Consider the following 14,429-nt stretch of genomic DNA (forward strand, 5'->3'; position numbering starts at 1 on the left):
GGTTTTTGATAAAAAAATGATTTTTTGTATTTTTATGGTAAACCAAATAAAAATATGAAGCCAATTTTTTCCAGTATTATTTTACGGTTCATTTCAAAAAACGGAGATAAAGATTTAACCCGATATCAGGTAGCCAAAAAACGCCGGGATTTTGTTGTAAATCTCAAGCGTGGATTGAAGGATTTTATTTTAATAGGAGTAGGGATTTTTTCAGCATCCTTCGGATTTAAAGGTTTTTTGTTAACCAATGATTTTATCGACGGAGGTGCTACCGGTATATCCCTTTTAATTTCGGCTATAACTAAAACACCTTTATATATATTAATTATCTGTGTCAACATTCCATTTGTATTATTGGGATTTCGGGTAATTGGGAAGCAGTTTGCCATAAAAACAGCTTTGGCTATTGCCGGATTATCACTTTGTCTGGCTACAGTAACTTTTCCGAATGTGACCAATGATAATTTACTGGTTGCAGTTTTTGGAGGTTTTTTTCTTGGTGCCGGTATTGGATTTTCGGTAAGAGGAGGTGCGGTTATTGACGGGACAGAAGTATTGGCAATTTATCTGAGTCGGAAATTCGGAACAACAATAGGTGATATTATCATAGTTATCAATATATTTATATTTTCATCCGCTGCTTATTTCTTAGGAATTGACATCGCTTTGTATTCAATGATTACTTATTTATCAGCATCAAAAACACTCGACTTTATTGTTGAAGGTATTGATGAATATATTGGTGTGACCATTGTTTCCTCGAACAGTGATGCAATCCGCCAAATGATTATTGATGTAATGGGAAGAGGCGTGACGGTTTACAGTGGCCAACGTGGTTTCGGAAAAAGAGGAGAAACTAAAGAAACTGAAATTATCTACACTGTTATCACCCGTTTGGAACTTAATAAACTGAATACGGAAATCGAAAAAATCGATCCACATTGCTTTATTGTCATGAATAGTGTTAAGGATACAAAAGGAGGGATGATCAAAAAAAGAGCATTAAAACATTAAGCCTTAATCATTTGAAAGGATAAACAGTTCGTTATCGCCTTCAACTCTCGATAATTTGATGACCGAGGTAAATTTTGTCCGGATCATTTTTTCAAAATTATGATTTCTCTCGTGTTCACTGCTTAAAACTACAATCGAATTGAATAATACAACGCCTTCTTTATTCAATAAACGTCTGATGTTTTCCATGAAATCAATGGTAAATAGAAAGTCGGGCATTATGTTGTCCTGAAATATATCAATGATGACCAAATCATATTTTACGGAATTATTTTTGACAAATTCAGAGGCATCATCAATGATGATTTCAAGATTGGTAATTTGATTTAATCCAAAATAGTTATTGGCCAATTCAATTGATTTTTCATCTAATTCAACACCGGTTATTTTTCCTGAATTAAGGTATTCATCCCTTAATGTCTTAATGACACTTCCGCCGGCAACTCCTAATATCAGCGTGTTTTCGATATTTTTAATTTTGGTTTTTCCAATTTGATTCAAACCAATTCGCATTACCCTTTGCAAGCTTCCAAACGAAAAATTTGTGTTTTTTGAATCCAGGACCAAACGGCCATTATTCCATGTGACTTCCAGATTTTTATTGATTTCAGAATGAGTATTGTGGATGGTAACCGGAAAAATATAGCTTAAAAGTCGCTTGAAATTCATGGATCAAATTTTCTATTCGTAAATATAATGCTATTTTTGAGCAAACTTAAGTTATGAAGAAGAAACTCTACGAATATATTTTTTTCAAATTGATGGGATGGAAGATTGTTGGGGAATTTGATACCTCAATAAAAAAATGTGTACTTCCGGTTGTGCCGCATACGAGTTGGCATGATTTTTACCTTGGCCTGCTCACCCGCGGCTGCATGAATATGGAAATTAACTTCGTAGCAAAGAAAGAGTTGTTTGCATTTCCTTTCGGTTATTACTTCAGATGGGTAGGAGGTACACCTTTGAATCGTTTTACCAATGAAAATAAAGTTGATGCAATAGCTAAAATTTTTCAGGAAAAAGAAGTATTCAGATTAGCGATTTCACCTGAAGGAACACGAAAAAAAGTAACCGAATGGAGAACCGGGTTTTATTATATAGCTTTAAAAGGAGGCGTTCCGATTGTCCCGATTGGGTTCGATTGGAAAAACAAGCAGGTTATTGTTTTTCCAACAATTCATCCGACGGGAGATAAAGAAGTTGATTTTAAAATTTTGGAAGGCTATCTAAAAGGTATTGAAGGAAAAATTCCGGAGAATAGTTATTTATAAAAAAAAGTAAATTCACTTAAAACCAATGTATTACATTTTTCGTACATGTAGTTAAAAAACTATAAAACTATATGCTATGAAAAATTTTTTTCTTCCAATTTTAGTACTTGGGTGCTTTTTTGTATCCTGCGAAAACGATGACGACTCATCAAATGACGAATTAAAATTAATCACGGCCAGTAATACTTCGGCCAAGGTGTCTTACACAAATTTATTGTCATCTTCTCCAACAGCCCAATTTTTTACAGTTGGTGGTGTTGATGCTGACGGTGCCTATTTTGACAGTGAAAATGATGAATTGATTATTGCATCACGCACCAATAACCGTTTGGAATTATACAAAGGTTTAAATGCTTCAGCAAAAAACAATACTGATAATTTAAGTCTTGGTTTTTACAGTACTTCTGATTTTAGCAATCCACGTGAAATAGCTGTAGCTGGAGATAAAGTAGTTGTTACCCAGGATCAAAATGCCGGAAATGGGAATGTAAATAAACTGGTTGTTTATCAAAAAACTACTGCGGGCTTTACATTGCTGAATTCTTATACAGTGAATTTTAAAACTTGGGGAATTCATATTGACGGTACAACACTTTATGCTGTAGCCGATTTAACAAGTGATTTGGTTGTTTTTAATGATTTCTTTTCAAACCCAAGCGGTACTATTAGCCCTTCAAAAAGAGTTACAATCCAAGGATTGGTCAGAACACACGGAATTACATTTTCTAAAAAAGATAATAGAATGATTTTGACTGATGTAGGAAGTGCAGCATCAAGTACTGATGGAGGTTTAATCGTGATAAATAATTTTTCAAATGTAATGGCTGCAACTTCTGATTTGGGAACTATTTCGTCCGATAATCAAATCAGGGTTTACGGGACTTTTTCAAAATTAGGAAATCCGGTAGATGTGGCTTACGATGATAAAACCGAATATATATATGTTGCAGAAAGATTAAATGGCGGTGGTCAGGTATTGGTTTTTACAAATCCAACCATCAACGGCGATGTTTTACCGATAAGTTCAAGAGTTGAAGCAGGAGTTTCATCAGTATATCTGATTAGGAAATAGTTAATTAGTTTAGTTAGTTATTATTTTTTGTGAAAAGCCTTAGTCTATGAAAACCGATTAAGGCTTTTGGTTTTTATATTCTTTAAATGTTCCGTCTTTATAAAAAAACACAATTCTTTCAACTTCAATATCATTAACAGGAGAGGGGCTCAAAATTCGCGTATTTGAAAAAATTTCTTCGGGAATTTCATTTACACGATTTTTTTGGAAGCTTGGCTGTTCTCCGGAAAATAAATCCGCTTGTAGATTTTCCTTAATAATTTCATTGGGTTTTACCTGATTGGAAGATAGAGGAGATATTGGTTGATTATAATTGGACCCTTCAAATGAATCAGATTTTGGAAAATCACCTTTTCCATTTAAAATCCAATACAAATCAACATCCGGAAATTCACTGACAATTTTCAGTATTAAATCCAGACTTGGTTTGTTTCTTCCTGAGAGTAGGTGAGACAAACTGGATCGTTGTACTCCAATTTTATCGGCAAAGGAAGAAGCAGATAAATTGTAATATTCCAGGATTATTTCTAATCTTCTTATAAAATCATCTATGTTTACCATTGTAAAGAAGTACTTATTAGGTGGTAACAAATGTAAACAAATAATATTTAATATTTCGTTTTACAATTGTAAACATCGGTAATAGAAGCAAAGTGATAATTTATATAAAAATGTTTAAGATATTGTAAATTAAATAATTAAAAACATAATAAGGTATTTATTGTTTATGTGTAAATAATTGTTTACTAATGTTAACTCACGTACCAAGTTATTGTTTACAGAATTGAACAAATTAATAATTTGCTTAATTTACAATTGTAAATAATAAGATGTTTACATTTGTAAAAATATAGCACACATGAATTTTATATCGCTTTTTACTCAATTTAAAGAGGAATCAATTTCAGGCAGGTATTTAACAAATAGTCATATTGAGCCCGTATTAGAAAATTTAAAACAAGACTTTGAAATTTCAGTAATAGGAAGATCTGTCGGAAATAAACCAATACATGCTGTAAAAATCGGTACGGGTAAAACCAAGATTTTCATGTGGTCCCAGATGCATGGTAATGAATCTACAACAACAAAAGCTTTGTTTGACTTATTTAAGTTCTTAAAATCTGATTTTGAAGAAGCTTCTGATTACAAAAATGCTTTTACCATATTATGTATTCCTATTTTAAATCCTGACGGTGCAGAAGCTTATACGCGTGTGAATGCTAATGAAGTTGATTTAAACCGTGATTCTGTAGATTTATCCCAACCCGAAAGTCAACTTTTAAGAAAGACATTTGAATCTTTTCAACCTGATTTCTGTTATAATTTACACGATCAACGCACAATCTTTGCGGCCGGAGACACTTCTAATCCGGCAACTGTTTCTTTTTTGGCACCAGCATATGACGAAGAAAGAAATTATAATGATAGCCGGTTAAAAGCTGTTTCGGTTATAGTGGCTATGAATGAAGAACTTCAGAAGCATATTCCTGATCAAGTTGGCCGATTTGACGACTCTTTTAATATAAATTGTATCGGTGATATGTTTCAATCATTGAATGTTCCTACTATTTTATTCGAAGCAGGGCATTTTCAGGAAGATTACCAAAGAGAAGAAACAAGAAAGTATATTTTCACAGCCTTAATGAAGAGTTTACAATTTATTAACGAAAACGATGTAGTTTGCAAAAACATTAACGAATATTTAAGAATTCCTCAAAATAAGATTAAATTCGTCGATATTGTTTGTAAAAAGTTTAGTTTTTTGGTTGATTCTTTAAAAAGAATCACTAATTTTGCCATTCAATATAAAGAAGTTCTTAAAAATAATAAAATAGAGTTTGAGGCGTTTATTGTTGAAGTTGGCGAAGAGCTGAATTCTATAGGGCATGTGGAGTATGACGGAGACGGAGGAATGTATACAGATGATTCCAATAGCATCCCAGAAGTGAATAAAAAAGCTGATTTCTATCTTAATGATAAAATTAAGTTTGTCAACGGTATTATTAATGAATAGTAAGTTTTGCTATAAAATTCAATAGTAAGTAACAAACATAAATAGATAATAAAGTTAAATCAAAAGAAGTCGTTATGAGTAAATTTCGTTTAGATGAAGTAGATCACCAAATCCTGGATATGTTAATTGATAACACAAGAATCCCATTTACTGACATTGCTAAAAAACTTTTAATTTCTGCAGGAACTGTCCACGTTCGTGTAAAAAAGTTAGAAGATGCAGGAATCATCCAAGGTTCATCATTAACATTGGACTATGAAAAATTAGGTTATTCATTTATTGCTTACGTTGGTGTTTTCTTAAATAATACTTCTCAAACTAAATTTGTTTTGGAGAGAATTAACGAAATCCCTTATGTTACAGTAGCACACGTTACTACCGGTAAATTCAATATCTTTTGTAAAATTAGAGCAAGAGATACAAAACATGCTAAAGATGTAATCTATATGATTGATGATATTGAAGGTGTGTACAGAACAGAAACCATGATTTCTCTTGATGAGAGTATCAATGATAAAAAAAGATTGATGCATACAATTTTCAGAGAAATGTAAAATATGAAAGACCTTTTTTAAGGTCTTTTTTTTATCTTTATGTCATGAAAAACTTACAACCCGGAGAATTCCCAGATTATTACATTCCGTATATCAATGCCGTGAAATCGCTTGATATTGTTGATGGACTTGAAGATAACATGAATGATTTTATCGATTTTATCGAGAATACTGTTCATGAAAATAAATATGAATACAGATATCAGCCTGAAAAATGGACAATTAAAGATATTGTTTTACACATTATTGATGCAGAACGTATTTTCGCTTACCGTGCTTTACGAATGGCCCGTTTTGACAGAACACCGTTAGCGGGATTTGAAGAAAACGATTATGTCCCTGTAGCAGAAGCGAATAAAAGAAGCATGACTGATTTGCTTCATGAGTTTGCAATGGTTAGAAAATCAACTATTTGCCTTTTTCAAAGTATGTCAGAAGAAATGCTTTTAAACAAAGGCATTGCCAGCGGTAAGGAAATATCAGTGCGATCTATTGGTTATATTATTACCGGACACTGCATTCACCATCAAAATGTAATAAAGGAAAGGTATTTATAAAACCTTTCCTTTAATAATTACATCTTCTATTAAGTTTGATCCAAATTCATACGGCAGCTGATAATACGAAACAATTGGTTTTGTAATAATCAGGTTTGCTACTTTTCCTTTGGTTATACTTCCATGTGTATCTGCTATTCCCATGGCATAAGCACCGTTTAGGGTAGCTGCATTAATAGCCTCTTCCGGAGTCATTTTCATTTTTATACAGGCAGTGGCCACAACAAAATTCATATTGCCGGATGGTGTGGTACCTGGATTAAAGTCTGTAGCTAAAGCCAATGGTAAACCGGCTTCCATCATTTTTCGGGCAGGAGTGTAGGGAATACTGATGAAATATGAGCAACTAGGTAATGCAACCGGCATTGTTTGAGTGTTTTTCAATACTTCAACATCTTCATCGGTAACAATTTCCAAGTGGTCTACAGAAAGTGCTCCATGTTTTACACAAGCTTCAATTCCGTTAATAGCCGTGAACTGATTGACATGTATTTTAGGAGTTAATCCGAATTTTTTTCCCGCTTCCATAATTCTTTCGGTTTCTTCGACAGAAAAATAACCCGTTTCCAAAAAAGCATCGATATAATCAGCTAGATTTTCTGCTGCAATTTTCGGAAGCATTTCGTTAATAATCAAATCGATATATGCGGAATGATTCTCTTTGTATTCAATTGGAAACGCATGAGCACCCAAAAATGTAGCCTTAATCTTTACAGGATAATTTTCGGCTAATTTCTTAATGACACGAAGCATTTTTAATTCACCTTCTACCGTCAATCCGTAACCCGATTTAATTTCAACTGCTCCGGTACCTTGGTGCATAACTTCTTCGAGACGGATTTTGGATTGCTCATAAATTTCTTCTTCTGAAGTTTCATTCAGTTTTTTGGCTGAATTTAATATACCGCCTCCACGGTTTGCTATTTCTTCATAACTCAATCCGTTAATTCTGTCTACAAACTCCTGGACACGGTTTCCGGCGTAAACTATATGGGTATGGCTGTCACACCAAGTTGGTAAAACGGCACGTCCTTTAGCATTAATGATACTGTCAACTTCAATTTGCGGACAGTTATCCATAGATCCGAAATCGGCAATTAATCCATCTTCAATTAAAAGATAGGCATTGTCAATTTTAGGCAAAATTGCCATGTCTTTTCCCGAAATCATTGAAATGTCTGATTCGCGGATCTGTAGTAATTCTTTGATATTTTTTATAAGGGTTTTCATGTATTTAATTTGTGTAAAAGTACTATTGTTTTCGGTATTTTTCGAAGAATTTGGCTTTTAGATTTTAAATGTATTTTAAAAATATTTAACAAAAAATGTTAAAATACGGATGCAATTGATTAAATTTGAGTAAGATAAAATTAATACTCCAATATAAAGATGATTTGTTTAAACATAATCCATTTTACCGAATGTATTAAAAGGATTTGTTTAGGATAATATAGAGGTTAGTTATTTAATTCAAGAAAGCTGTCAGGATTTATTTTGACAGCTTTTTTTCTTTCCGAAAGTTTCGTAATATTACTACTAAATTCTTACGCAGTGCGAAAAATAAAATATAAAAAGGGTAGGAAAGTGGTTCCTACATTCTTGGAATACACTGGAATTCACAAAGATGTTCCGGTTGGAATGCAGTTATTTGTTTATGATACCAACGATTTAGTTGAATGTGCCGATAACCGCTTTAACCATTTGATTAATCAATTTGATTTGTATAAAACCAATTGGCTGAATGTCCATGGTTTAAATGATATTGCTGTTATTAAAGAAATTGGTGATTATCTCAAAGTGGATAATTTTATGTTAGGAGATATTTTAAACACCTCCAAAAGAACCAAAATTGATGAGTATCACGATATTTTCTTTTTTAATATCAAATCGATATTACCGGTTGAAAACTCTGACAACATTAATGTTGAGCAGATCAGTTTTTTACTCAAAGACGGAATTTTGGTTTCTTTTCAGGAGAAAAAAAGTGATTTTTTTACCCATATCAGGGAGAGGATCAGAACACATTCAGGAATTGTAAGGGATAAAAAAGCTGATTATTTATTATACCTGCTTTTGGATGCCGTTATGGAGAACTTCTATATTACTATAGAAACTGAAGAAGACAAAGTGGAAGAGCTCATTAATCTGACAAAAACCAGCGCAAAATGGACTATTTTGGAACAAATTGAAAGGCACAGGGATAATTTCCAGTTTTTAAAAAGAGCTATTTTACCGTTAAGGGATTCACTCCATACCATTAAAATGACAAAAGATGATGATGTTTTTAATGTCATTGCAAAAGAAAATTATAGTTTTTATGAGCGTTTGTATCAAAAAAGCCTTGAGCTTTTAGAGCAAATAGAATATGATTTGGGTAATCTGGACAGTGCTTCTTCCATATTTTTTTCAATGCAAAGCCATAAAATGAATGAAGTGATGAAAACTCTTACAGTTGTTTCGGTTTTCTTTATGCCTTTGACATTTATTGTGGGTATTTACGGAATGAATTTTGACAACATGCCCGAGTTGCATTGGAGGTATGGCTACTTTATCATTCTGGGTGTCATGTTTTTACTATTTATCGGAATGATTTATTATTTCAAATGGCGTAAATGGTACTAACTTGTTAAAATAATTTTAAGATTTATATTGCTTAACACGATAATAACATTTACATTTGTAGGGTATTCAAAATTCCGGAAAATATGTTTGAATTTCAACAGTACTTAGGTTTTCTTTTATTCTTAACCATCCTTACAATGGGATTCTGGTTAATGATTTTCTTAATTAATTTCGTATTCTACTGGGTAGGAGGTTATTTGTGGGAATCTTTCAAAGAAAAAAGAGCAGCCAAAAGACTTGCAGAAAATGGAGAATAAACTATAATTAATTTAGTTTATTTTTAGAAATAAAAAACCCCGACATGTCGGGGTTTTTTTGGTTTTGGGTTTATCCCATGAATTCATCATCTCCTCCAGTACCATTCTGACGTGGTTTTTGTTCTCTTTCTGTTTTCTTCTTATTAAATCTGTAAGTAAATGAAACAGTAAAAGATCTTCTTCTCCATTGCATCTCACTATGGGAATTCACATTCGGCAGTTCAATATCCTGAATTCTTTTGCGAGAATTGAAAACATCATTAATGTTGAATGAAATTGTTCCCATATCTTTTAAAATATCTTTACTGAATGCTAAATTAGCGGCAGCAATGCCTTTATTGGTTCCTTGTGCTGTTCTTTGCGAAGCATTATAAGTTGCATTGGTTTGCCAATCGATTTTATATGGTAATGTAATTTTTGATGTAATACGGCTTGACCAAGAAGTTGCTTTTCTGTCGAAACTTTGGGTAATTACTTCATTATTACTGTTTGTGTATGTGTAATCACCTTTGTTAACACTGTTGAAGAAATTGAAATTTCCGTTTAATTTCCACCATTTTTTGAAGTTGTAATTTAAGGTAAACTCAAAACCAATTCGGTCATTTTGACCTAAATTGAAAAATGTATTAACGATAACTGGAATTCCATCGATTTCATCACCGCGTTCTTTTCTTACCTGTTCAAAAGCATCGGTTGTGTGGTTATAATACAAAGAAGTATTCAATGTTAATTTTTCCCATCTTTTTAAGTAACCAATATCATAAGCATCTGTGAATGCAGGATTAATATCAGGATTTCCCTGGAATAAATTCACGTTACTTGTGTAAGACGCAAAAGGATTGATGAAACGGTCTCTTGGTCTTGCTATACGCTTGCTGTAGTTAAGCGCAATACTGCTTTTATCGTCGATTTCATAAGTTAAAAACACACTTGGAAACCAATTGCTGTATTTTTTTGTTTTGTAAATATCTGAAGTTAATTGGTTAACGTCAATTTTAGAATCTTCAAAACGCAATCCCACTAAGTAGGAGAATTTATTAACTTTTGATCCGAACTGAGTATAAGCAGCCGTTACATTTTCATTGTATTCAAGTGTATTTGTGAATTCATCGATGTTAGTAAAAGGACCACCTTCAAATTCCCTTTCTTCAACCTGATAATCAGCAACTGTTTTTACATAATTACCTCTGAAACCTGCTTCGAATCGAGAATCTTTACCCATTGGAAGCACATAATCCAATTGGAGTAAGTTTCGTTGTTGGGTATCATTTTTACGGGTTCTTTCCGATGAAACAAAATTCCCATTGTCAACGATGATTCCTTCTATTGATGAATTGTCTTTATCGTTATTATAGGAGATTGAAATATCAGCACTTAATTTATGTCCGTCTTTTTTGAAGTTTTTGATGAAATTTGAAGCATATTCAACATTTTCATTGCTTGAATTCAAGTCATTGAAACGCTGTCTTGTGTTCAGATATTGGTTATTTGCATCATAATTATAATATAAAACATTTTCAAGATTTCCACCTTTATTAGTTCTGAAATTCAATGAATTAGTCCATGTTGTTGATTTGTTCAACAGTAACTCTATTCCGAAATTAGTATTTAATCCTTCTCCGAAACGGTTATTTTTTCTTCTTTCTTTAAGAATAGATTTAAGATCTCCGTTTGTATCAAAATTTTCCTGGTCAATTTTAGTGTTTCCAGGATTGCTTCTGTCGTTGTAACCTATAGTTGTGAAGAAGTTAGCACTTTTTTCTTTAAAGTTTAAATTAGCCGATACACCTGTATTCTTCGGATCACCTGCAGAAACAACAAATGTTCCGTTGATTCCCTGATTTTTACCTTTTTTAAGAATGATGTTCAAAATACCGCCACCGCCTTCAGCATCATAGCGGGCAGAAGGATTTGTAACTACTTCGACTTTATCAATCGATTCAGCCGGAATTAATCGTAAAGCGTCATTGATGTTTCCCATATTGGAAGGCTTACCATCAATTAAGATACGGACACTTTCGTTACCGCGTAAAGCGACAGTTCCTTCAGCATCAACAGAAACAGAAGGAATATTATCTAACACATCACTTACTGTTCCACCACGTACAATTATATCTTTACCAACAGTATAAACTTTTTTGTCTAATTTGATATCGACTGCAGTTCTTTCGGCACGGATTACTACTTCGTCCATCATTTTTGCATCTTCCGTCAGAGCAATGGTACCAATATTAGTATCTTCTGATATAACTTTTTCTTTAATTTCATATGTTTTGAAAGACATAAATTCAACTTTGATATTGAACTTACCGGGACGTGTTTCAATTCTGAATTCACCCTTTGCATCTGTTACGCCGCCTGAAACAACCTGATTCGAATTAAATCCGATTAAAGTTACCGTGGCATAATCTAAGGGTTGTGAAGTAGATTTTTCGATTACCTTTCCTGTAAGGACAATCTTTTTTCCTTCCTGTTTTTGTTGTGCAAAAATTGAGGAAATACAAAATAAAAACACCACGATTGTGGCTTTTTGGATAAATTTCATGTGCTTAATTTTACAAAAGCAAAAATAAGCTACGATTTCTTTAATTTTCCTAAAGTAATGTTAATATGGAGTTATTATAAGATATCCTTGATTTTTTCAGTTGGGCGTGCAATTACAGCTTTATTACCGTTAACAATTATAGGTCTTTCTATTAATGTTGGAAACTTCACCATCGCTTCAATAATTTGATCATCTGTTAATTCAAGATACTTAAAATTTTCAATCCAAACCGGTTCTTTCTTTCGGACTAATTCTATTGGAGTGATTTTCAGTTTTTTCAGTAATGATTTGATTTCTCTTTTTTTAGGTGACTTTTCAAGGTAATTGATAATTTCAAATTCTTGTTTTGTTTCTTCTAAAAAACAAACGCCATCCCTTGATTTTGAGCAGCGTGCATTATGGTAAATCGTAATCATTTATTTGTGGGTGAAATTTTTAATTGTAACAAAAGTAACAGTTTTACTACTTATATTTATATAAACCGGATAATTATGTTTTTAGAAAAAGCTTTTACTTCCCAAAACCAATTTTGGAAATATATTGTAGGTACTTTTATAGTAATCATTGCATCTTCAATTGGACAGGTACCTTTGATGCTTGCTGTGATGATGGAATTAAATGATCAGGGAAAAAACATGTTTGAATTGGATGAATCGTCGCTGATGACTGTTCTTGAGCCGAATACAACGCTTTTTTTAATGATGCTTTCCTTTGCCGTGGCACTTTTAGGCTTGGTTTTAATTCTAAAGCTTTTCCACAAACAACAATTAAAAGATATTACAACCTCAAGACCTAAGATTGATTGGAGCAGGGTTGGATTTGCCTTCGGAATTTGGGCTGTTTTCCAAATTGTGATGACGTTTATTAATTACTATACTTCTCCAGAAGATTTTGTATGGAATTTTAAGTTGGAGCCTTTTTTAATACTGCTTGCTGTCGGAACAATTATGATTCCAATTCAAACAAGTACAGAAGAGTATTTCTTTAGAGGATACCTGATGCAGGGTTTTGGTTTAATTGCCAGAAACAGATGGTTACCGTTAATAATGACTTCTGTGATTTTTGGAGGATTGCATTATTTTAATCCTGAAGTTGTAAAAATGGGACCAATAATCATGATCTATTACATTGGTACAGGATTGTTTTTAGGAATTATTACCTTAATGGACGATGGATTGGAATTAGCTTTAGGTTTCCATGCAGCAAATAATTTGATAACTGCTTTATTGGTAACTTCTGAGTGGACAGCTTTTCAGACTCATTCGGTTTTAAAAGATGTTTCAGAACCGAGTGCCGGTTACGAAATTATAATGCCGGTATTGGTTATTTTCCCAGTTTTAGTGTTCATTTTTGCCAAAAAATACGGTTGGAATAATTGGAAACAAAAATTAACAGGTATAATTAGCGAACCTAATTCTGAAGCAATAGAATTCATCCAGAATGACTAAATCAATTTATCAGGCAATTCATCCGGATTTTAAATTCAATGGTTCTTACCTCAGTAGAGAAGAACTATGTAATATTGCGCTTGATTATCTTGAAGATGATTTGGAATATCTTAAGAATACAGGTTCCTTTTTGCTTAAATGGTTTGATGACAATGATTTTATAGAAGTACAGACTTCAGGTACTACCGGTACTCCTAAATTGATAACGGTGAATAAAATTGCGATGTATAATTCGGCAGTTGCTACGGGGTCTTTCTTTGGATTAAAATCCGGAAATACTGCTTTGTGTTGTCTTCCTGTGAAGTACATAGCCGGGAAAATGATGTTAATCCGGGCTTTGGTTTTAGGTTTGGAAATTGATTTGGTTGAACCAAAATCCTCACCAATGAATCGGGATAAATTTTACGATTTTGTTGCAATGGTGCCATTACAGGTTGAAAATTCAATTGATAAACTCAATTTAATTGGCCAATTGATAATTGGCGGAACTAAATTAAAACCTGAATTAGCTTCAGAAATACTAAAATCTTCATGTAAGGCTTTTGAAACTTACAGCATGACTGAAACCGTCACTCATGTTGCTGCCAAAAAAGTAGGAATGGAAGCTTTTAAAATTTTACCCAATGTTTCAATTTCATTGGATAACAGAGGTTGTCTGGTTATTGACGCACCGAAATTGAACCCTGGGATTATTGTTACAAATGATTTGGTTTCCATTATATCCGATGCAGAATTCATATGGAAAGGCAGGGCAGATAATGTGATTAATAGTGGTGGAATTAAGCTGTTTCCAGAACAAATTGAAGATAAAATTTCAGATAAAATAAACAATCGTTTTTTTATTGGCGGAATTCCGGACGATAGGCTGGGAGAGAAGTTGGCTCTGATTATTGAAGGTGAAAATTTTACAATTGAAGAAAAAATTTTCAAAGATCTTGAAAAGTATGAAAAGCCAAAAACAGTAATTTTTGTTTCGAAATTTCAGGAAACTGAAACAGGTAAAATAAAACGGAAAGAAATAATGAACTCAATCATAAAAAAAGAGCAACTTTAAATGTTGCTCTTTTTTTTTATC

Annotated in this window: 15 protein-coding genes; 10 read left to right on the top strand and 5 right to left on the bottom strand. The window is 32.8% G+C overall.

Annotation, left to right across the window (positions count from 1 at the left end; translation table 11 throughout):
* Positions 1-54 precede the first annotated feature (54 nt).
* Positions 55-1,014: a YitT family protein gene (locus NAT51_RS01910; protein ID WP_250594551.1), complete on the top strand. Its 960-nt coding sequence runs from the start codon at positions 55-57 to the stop codon at positions 1,012-1,014.
* A 3-nt stretch (positions 1,015-1,017) separates the two neighbouring features.
* Here the strand turns inward: NAT51_RS01910 and NAT51_RS01915 are convergent, their stop codons facing one another.
* Positions 1,018-1,683 (bottom strand): spermidine synthase, encoded by a 666-nt coding sequence (locus NAT51_RS01915; RefSeq protein ID WP_250594553.1) that lies wholly within the window; start codon positions 1,681-1,683, stop codon positions 1,018-1,020.
* Positions 1,684-1,736: 53 nt separating this feature from the next.
* Here NAT51_RS01915 and NAT51_RS01920 point away from each other — a divergent pair, with 53 nt between their 5' ends.
* Complete coding sequence (locus NAT51_RS01920; RefSeq protein ID WP_250594555.1) at positions 1,737-2,285, top strand: 1-acyl-sn-glycerol-3-phosphate acyltransferase; 549 nt, start codon at positions 1,737-1,739, stop codon at positions 2,283-2,285.
* Positions 2,286-2,361: 76 nt separating this feature from the next.
* The gene (locus NAT51_RS01925) at positions 2,362-3,357 is read left to right on the top strand and encodes a hypothetical protein (RefSeq protein ID WP_250594557.1); all 996 of its coding nucleotides are present in this window, start codon (positions 2,362-2,364) and stop codon (positions 3,355-3,357) included.
* A gap of 57 nt (positions 3,358-3,414) precedes the next feature.
* Here NAT51_RS01925 and NAT51_RS01930 read toward each other — a convergent pair whose 3' ends face one another.
* Positions 3,415-3,918 carry a helix-turn-helix transcriptional regulator gene (locus NAT51_RS01930; RefSeq protein ID WP_250594559.1) on the bottom strand — a complete coding sequence of 168 codons (504 nt, stop codon included), beginning with the start codon at positions 3,916-3,918 and terminating at the stop codon, positions 3,415-3,417.
* Positions 3,919-4,216: 298 nt separating this feature from the next.
* On the opposite strand from NAT51_RS01930, the gene NAT51_RS01935 reads away from it, so the two are divergent.
* The 3 genes from NAT51_RS01935 (at position 4,217) to NAT51_RS01945 (ending at position 6,482) form a co-directional block, all read left to right on the top strand.
* The gene (locus NAT51_RS01935) at positions 4,217-5,371 is read left to right on the top strand and encodes a M14 family metallopeptidase (RefSeq protein WP_250594561.1); all 1,155 of its coding nucleotides are present in this window, start codon (positions 4,217-4,219) and stop codon (positions 5,369-5,371) included.
* Positions 5,372-5,445: 74 nt separating this feature from the next.
* Entirely contained in the window at positions 5,446-5,925 is a 480-nt protein-coding gene (locus tag NAT51_RS01940) for an Lrp/AsnC family transcriptional regulator (RefSeq protein ID WP_129435333.1), read from the top strand.
* 44 nt (positions 5,926-5,969) lie between these two features.
* Positions 5,970-6,482: a DinB family protein gene (locus tag NAT51_RS01945; protein WP_250594563.1), complete on the top strand. Its 513-nt coding sequence runs from the start codon at positions 5,970-5,972 to the stop codon at positions 6,480-6,482.
* Here NAT51_RS01945 and hutI read toward each other — a convergent pair.
* Complete coding sequence (hutI, locus tag NAT51_RS01950; protein WP_250594565.1) at positions 6,477-7,712, bottom strand: imidazolonepropionase; 1,236 nt, start codon at positions 7,710-7,712, stop codon at positions 6,477-6,479. The two genes, NAT51_RS01945 and hutI, sit on opposite strands and share 6 nt — an antisense overlap.
* A gap of 321 nt (positions 7,713-8,033) precedes the next feature.
* Between hutI and corA the strand changes: the two genes are divergently transcribed.
* Both corA and NAT51_RS01960 read left to right on the top strand, forming a co-directional pair.
* Entirely contained in the window at positions 8,034-9,104 is a 1,071-nt protein-coding gene (gene corA / locus NAT51_RS01955; RefSeq protein ID WP_250594567.1) for a magnesium/cobalt transporter CorA, read from the top strand.
* Positions 9,105-9,187: 83 nt separating this feature from the next.
* Complete coding sequence (locus tag NAT51_RS01960; protein ID WP_250594569.1) at positions 9,188-9,361, top strand: hypothetical protein; 174 nt, start codon at positions 9,188-9,190, stop codon at positions 9,359-9,361.
* Between the two features lie 70 nt (positions 9,362-9,431).
* Here the strand turns inward: NAT51_RS01960 and NAT51_RS01965 are convergent, their stop codons facing one another.
* The gene (locus NAT51_RS01965; protein WP_250594571.1) at positions 9,432-11,906 is read right to left on the bottom strand and encodes an outer membrane beta-barrel family protein; all 2,475 of its coding nucleotides are present in this window, start codon (positions 11,904-11,906) and stop codon (positions 9,432-9,434) included.
* Positions 11,907-11,980: 74 nt separating this feature from the next.
* Positions 11,981-12,322 carry an arsenate reductase (glutaredoxin) gene (gene arsC / locus NAT51_RS01970; RefSeq protein WP_250594573.1) on the bottom strand — a complete coding sequence of 114 codons (342 nt, stop codon included), beginning with the start codon at positions 12,320-12,322 and terminating at the stop codon, positions 11,981-11,983.
* Between the two features lie 75 nt (positions 12,323-12,397).
* Between arsC and NAT51_RS01975 the strand changes: the two genes are divergently transcribed.
* Both NAT51_RS01975 and NAT51_RS01980 read left to right on the top strand, forming a co-directional pair.
* Entirely contained in the window at positions 12,398-13,354 is a 957-nt protein-coding gene (locus NAT51_RS01975; RefSeq protein WP_250594575.1) for a CPBP family intramembrane glutamic endopeptidase, read from the top strand.
* Complete coding sequence (locus NAT51_RS01980; protein WP_250594577.1) at positions 13,347-14,408, top strand: AMP-binding protein; 1,062 nt, start codon at positions 13,347-13,349, stop codon at positions 14,406-14,408. Before NAT51_RS01975 ends, NAT51_RS01980 begins: the two co-directional genes overlap by 8 nt.
* Positions 14,409-14,429 lie beyond the last annotated feature (21 nt).

Source organism: Flavobacterium amniphilum, assembly GCF_023634845.1.
In the GTDB taxonomy this organism is placed as follows: domain Bacteria; phylum Bacteroidota; class Bacteroidia; order Flavobacteriales; family Flavobacteriaceae; genus Flavobacterium; species Flavobacterium amniphilum.

Excerpts from the sequence above, each read along its gene's own strand:
- NAT51_RS01910 (WP_250594551.1), top strand. The coding sequence starts at position 55 with ATGAAGCCAATTTTTTCCAGTATTATTTTACGGTTCATTTCAAAAAAC.
- NAT51_RS01915 (WP_250594553.1), bottom strand. The coding sequence starts at position 1,683 with ATGAATTTCAAGCGACTTTTAAGCTATATTTTTCCGGTTACCATCCAC.
- NAT51_RS01920 (WP_250594555.1), top strand. The coding sequence starts at position 1,737 with ATGAAGAAGAAACTCTACGAATATATTTTTTTCAAATTGATGGGATGG.
- NAT51_RS01925 (WP_250594557.1), top strand. The coding sequence starts at position 2,362 with ATGAAAAATTTTTTTCTTCCAATTTTAGTACTTGGGTGCTTTTTTGTA.
- NAT51_RS01930 (WP_250594559.1), bottom strand. The coding sequence starts at position 3,918 with ATGGTAAACATAGATGATTTTATAAGAAGATTAGAAATAATCCTGGAA.
- NAT51_RS01935 (WP_250594561.1), top strand. The coding sequence starts at position 4,217 with ATGAATTTTATATCGCTTTTTACTCAATTTAAAGAGGAATCAATTTCA.
- NAT51_RS01940 (WP_129435333.1), top strand. The coding sequence starts at position 5,446 with ATGAGTAAATTTCGTTTAGATGAAGTAGATCACCAAATCCTGGATATG.
- NAT51_RS01945 (WP_250594563.1), top strand. The coding sequence starts at position 5,970 with ATGAAAAACTTACAACCCGGAGAATTCCCAGATTATTACATTCCGTAT.
- hutI (WP_250594565.1), bottom strand. The coding sequence starts at position 7,712 with ATGAAAACCCTTATAAAAAATATCAAAGAATTACTACAGATCCGCGAA.
- NAT51_RS01960 (WP_250594569.1), top strand. The coding sequence starts at position 9,188 with ATGTTTGAATTTCAACAGTACTTAGGTTTTCTTTTATTCTTAACCATC.
- NAT51_RS01965 (WP_250594571.1), bottom strand. The coding sequence starts at position 11,906 with ATGAAATTTATCCAAAAAGCCACAATCGTGGTGTTTTTATTTTGTATT.
- arsC (WP_250594573.1), bottom strand. The coding sequence starts at position 12,322 with ATGATTACGATTTACCATAATGCACGCTGCTCAAAATCAAGGGATGGC.
- NAT51_RS01975 (WP_250594575.1), top strand. The coding sequence starts at position 12,398 with ATGTTTTTAGAAAAAGCTTTTACTTCCCAAAACCAATTTTGGAAATAT.
- NAT51_RS01980 (WP_250594577.1), top strand. The coding sequence starts at position 13,347 with ATGACTAAATCAATTTATCAGGCAATTCATCCGGATTTTAAATTCAAT.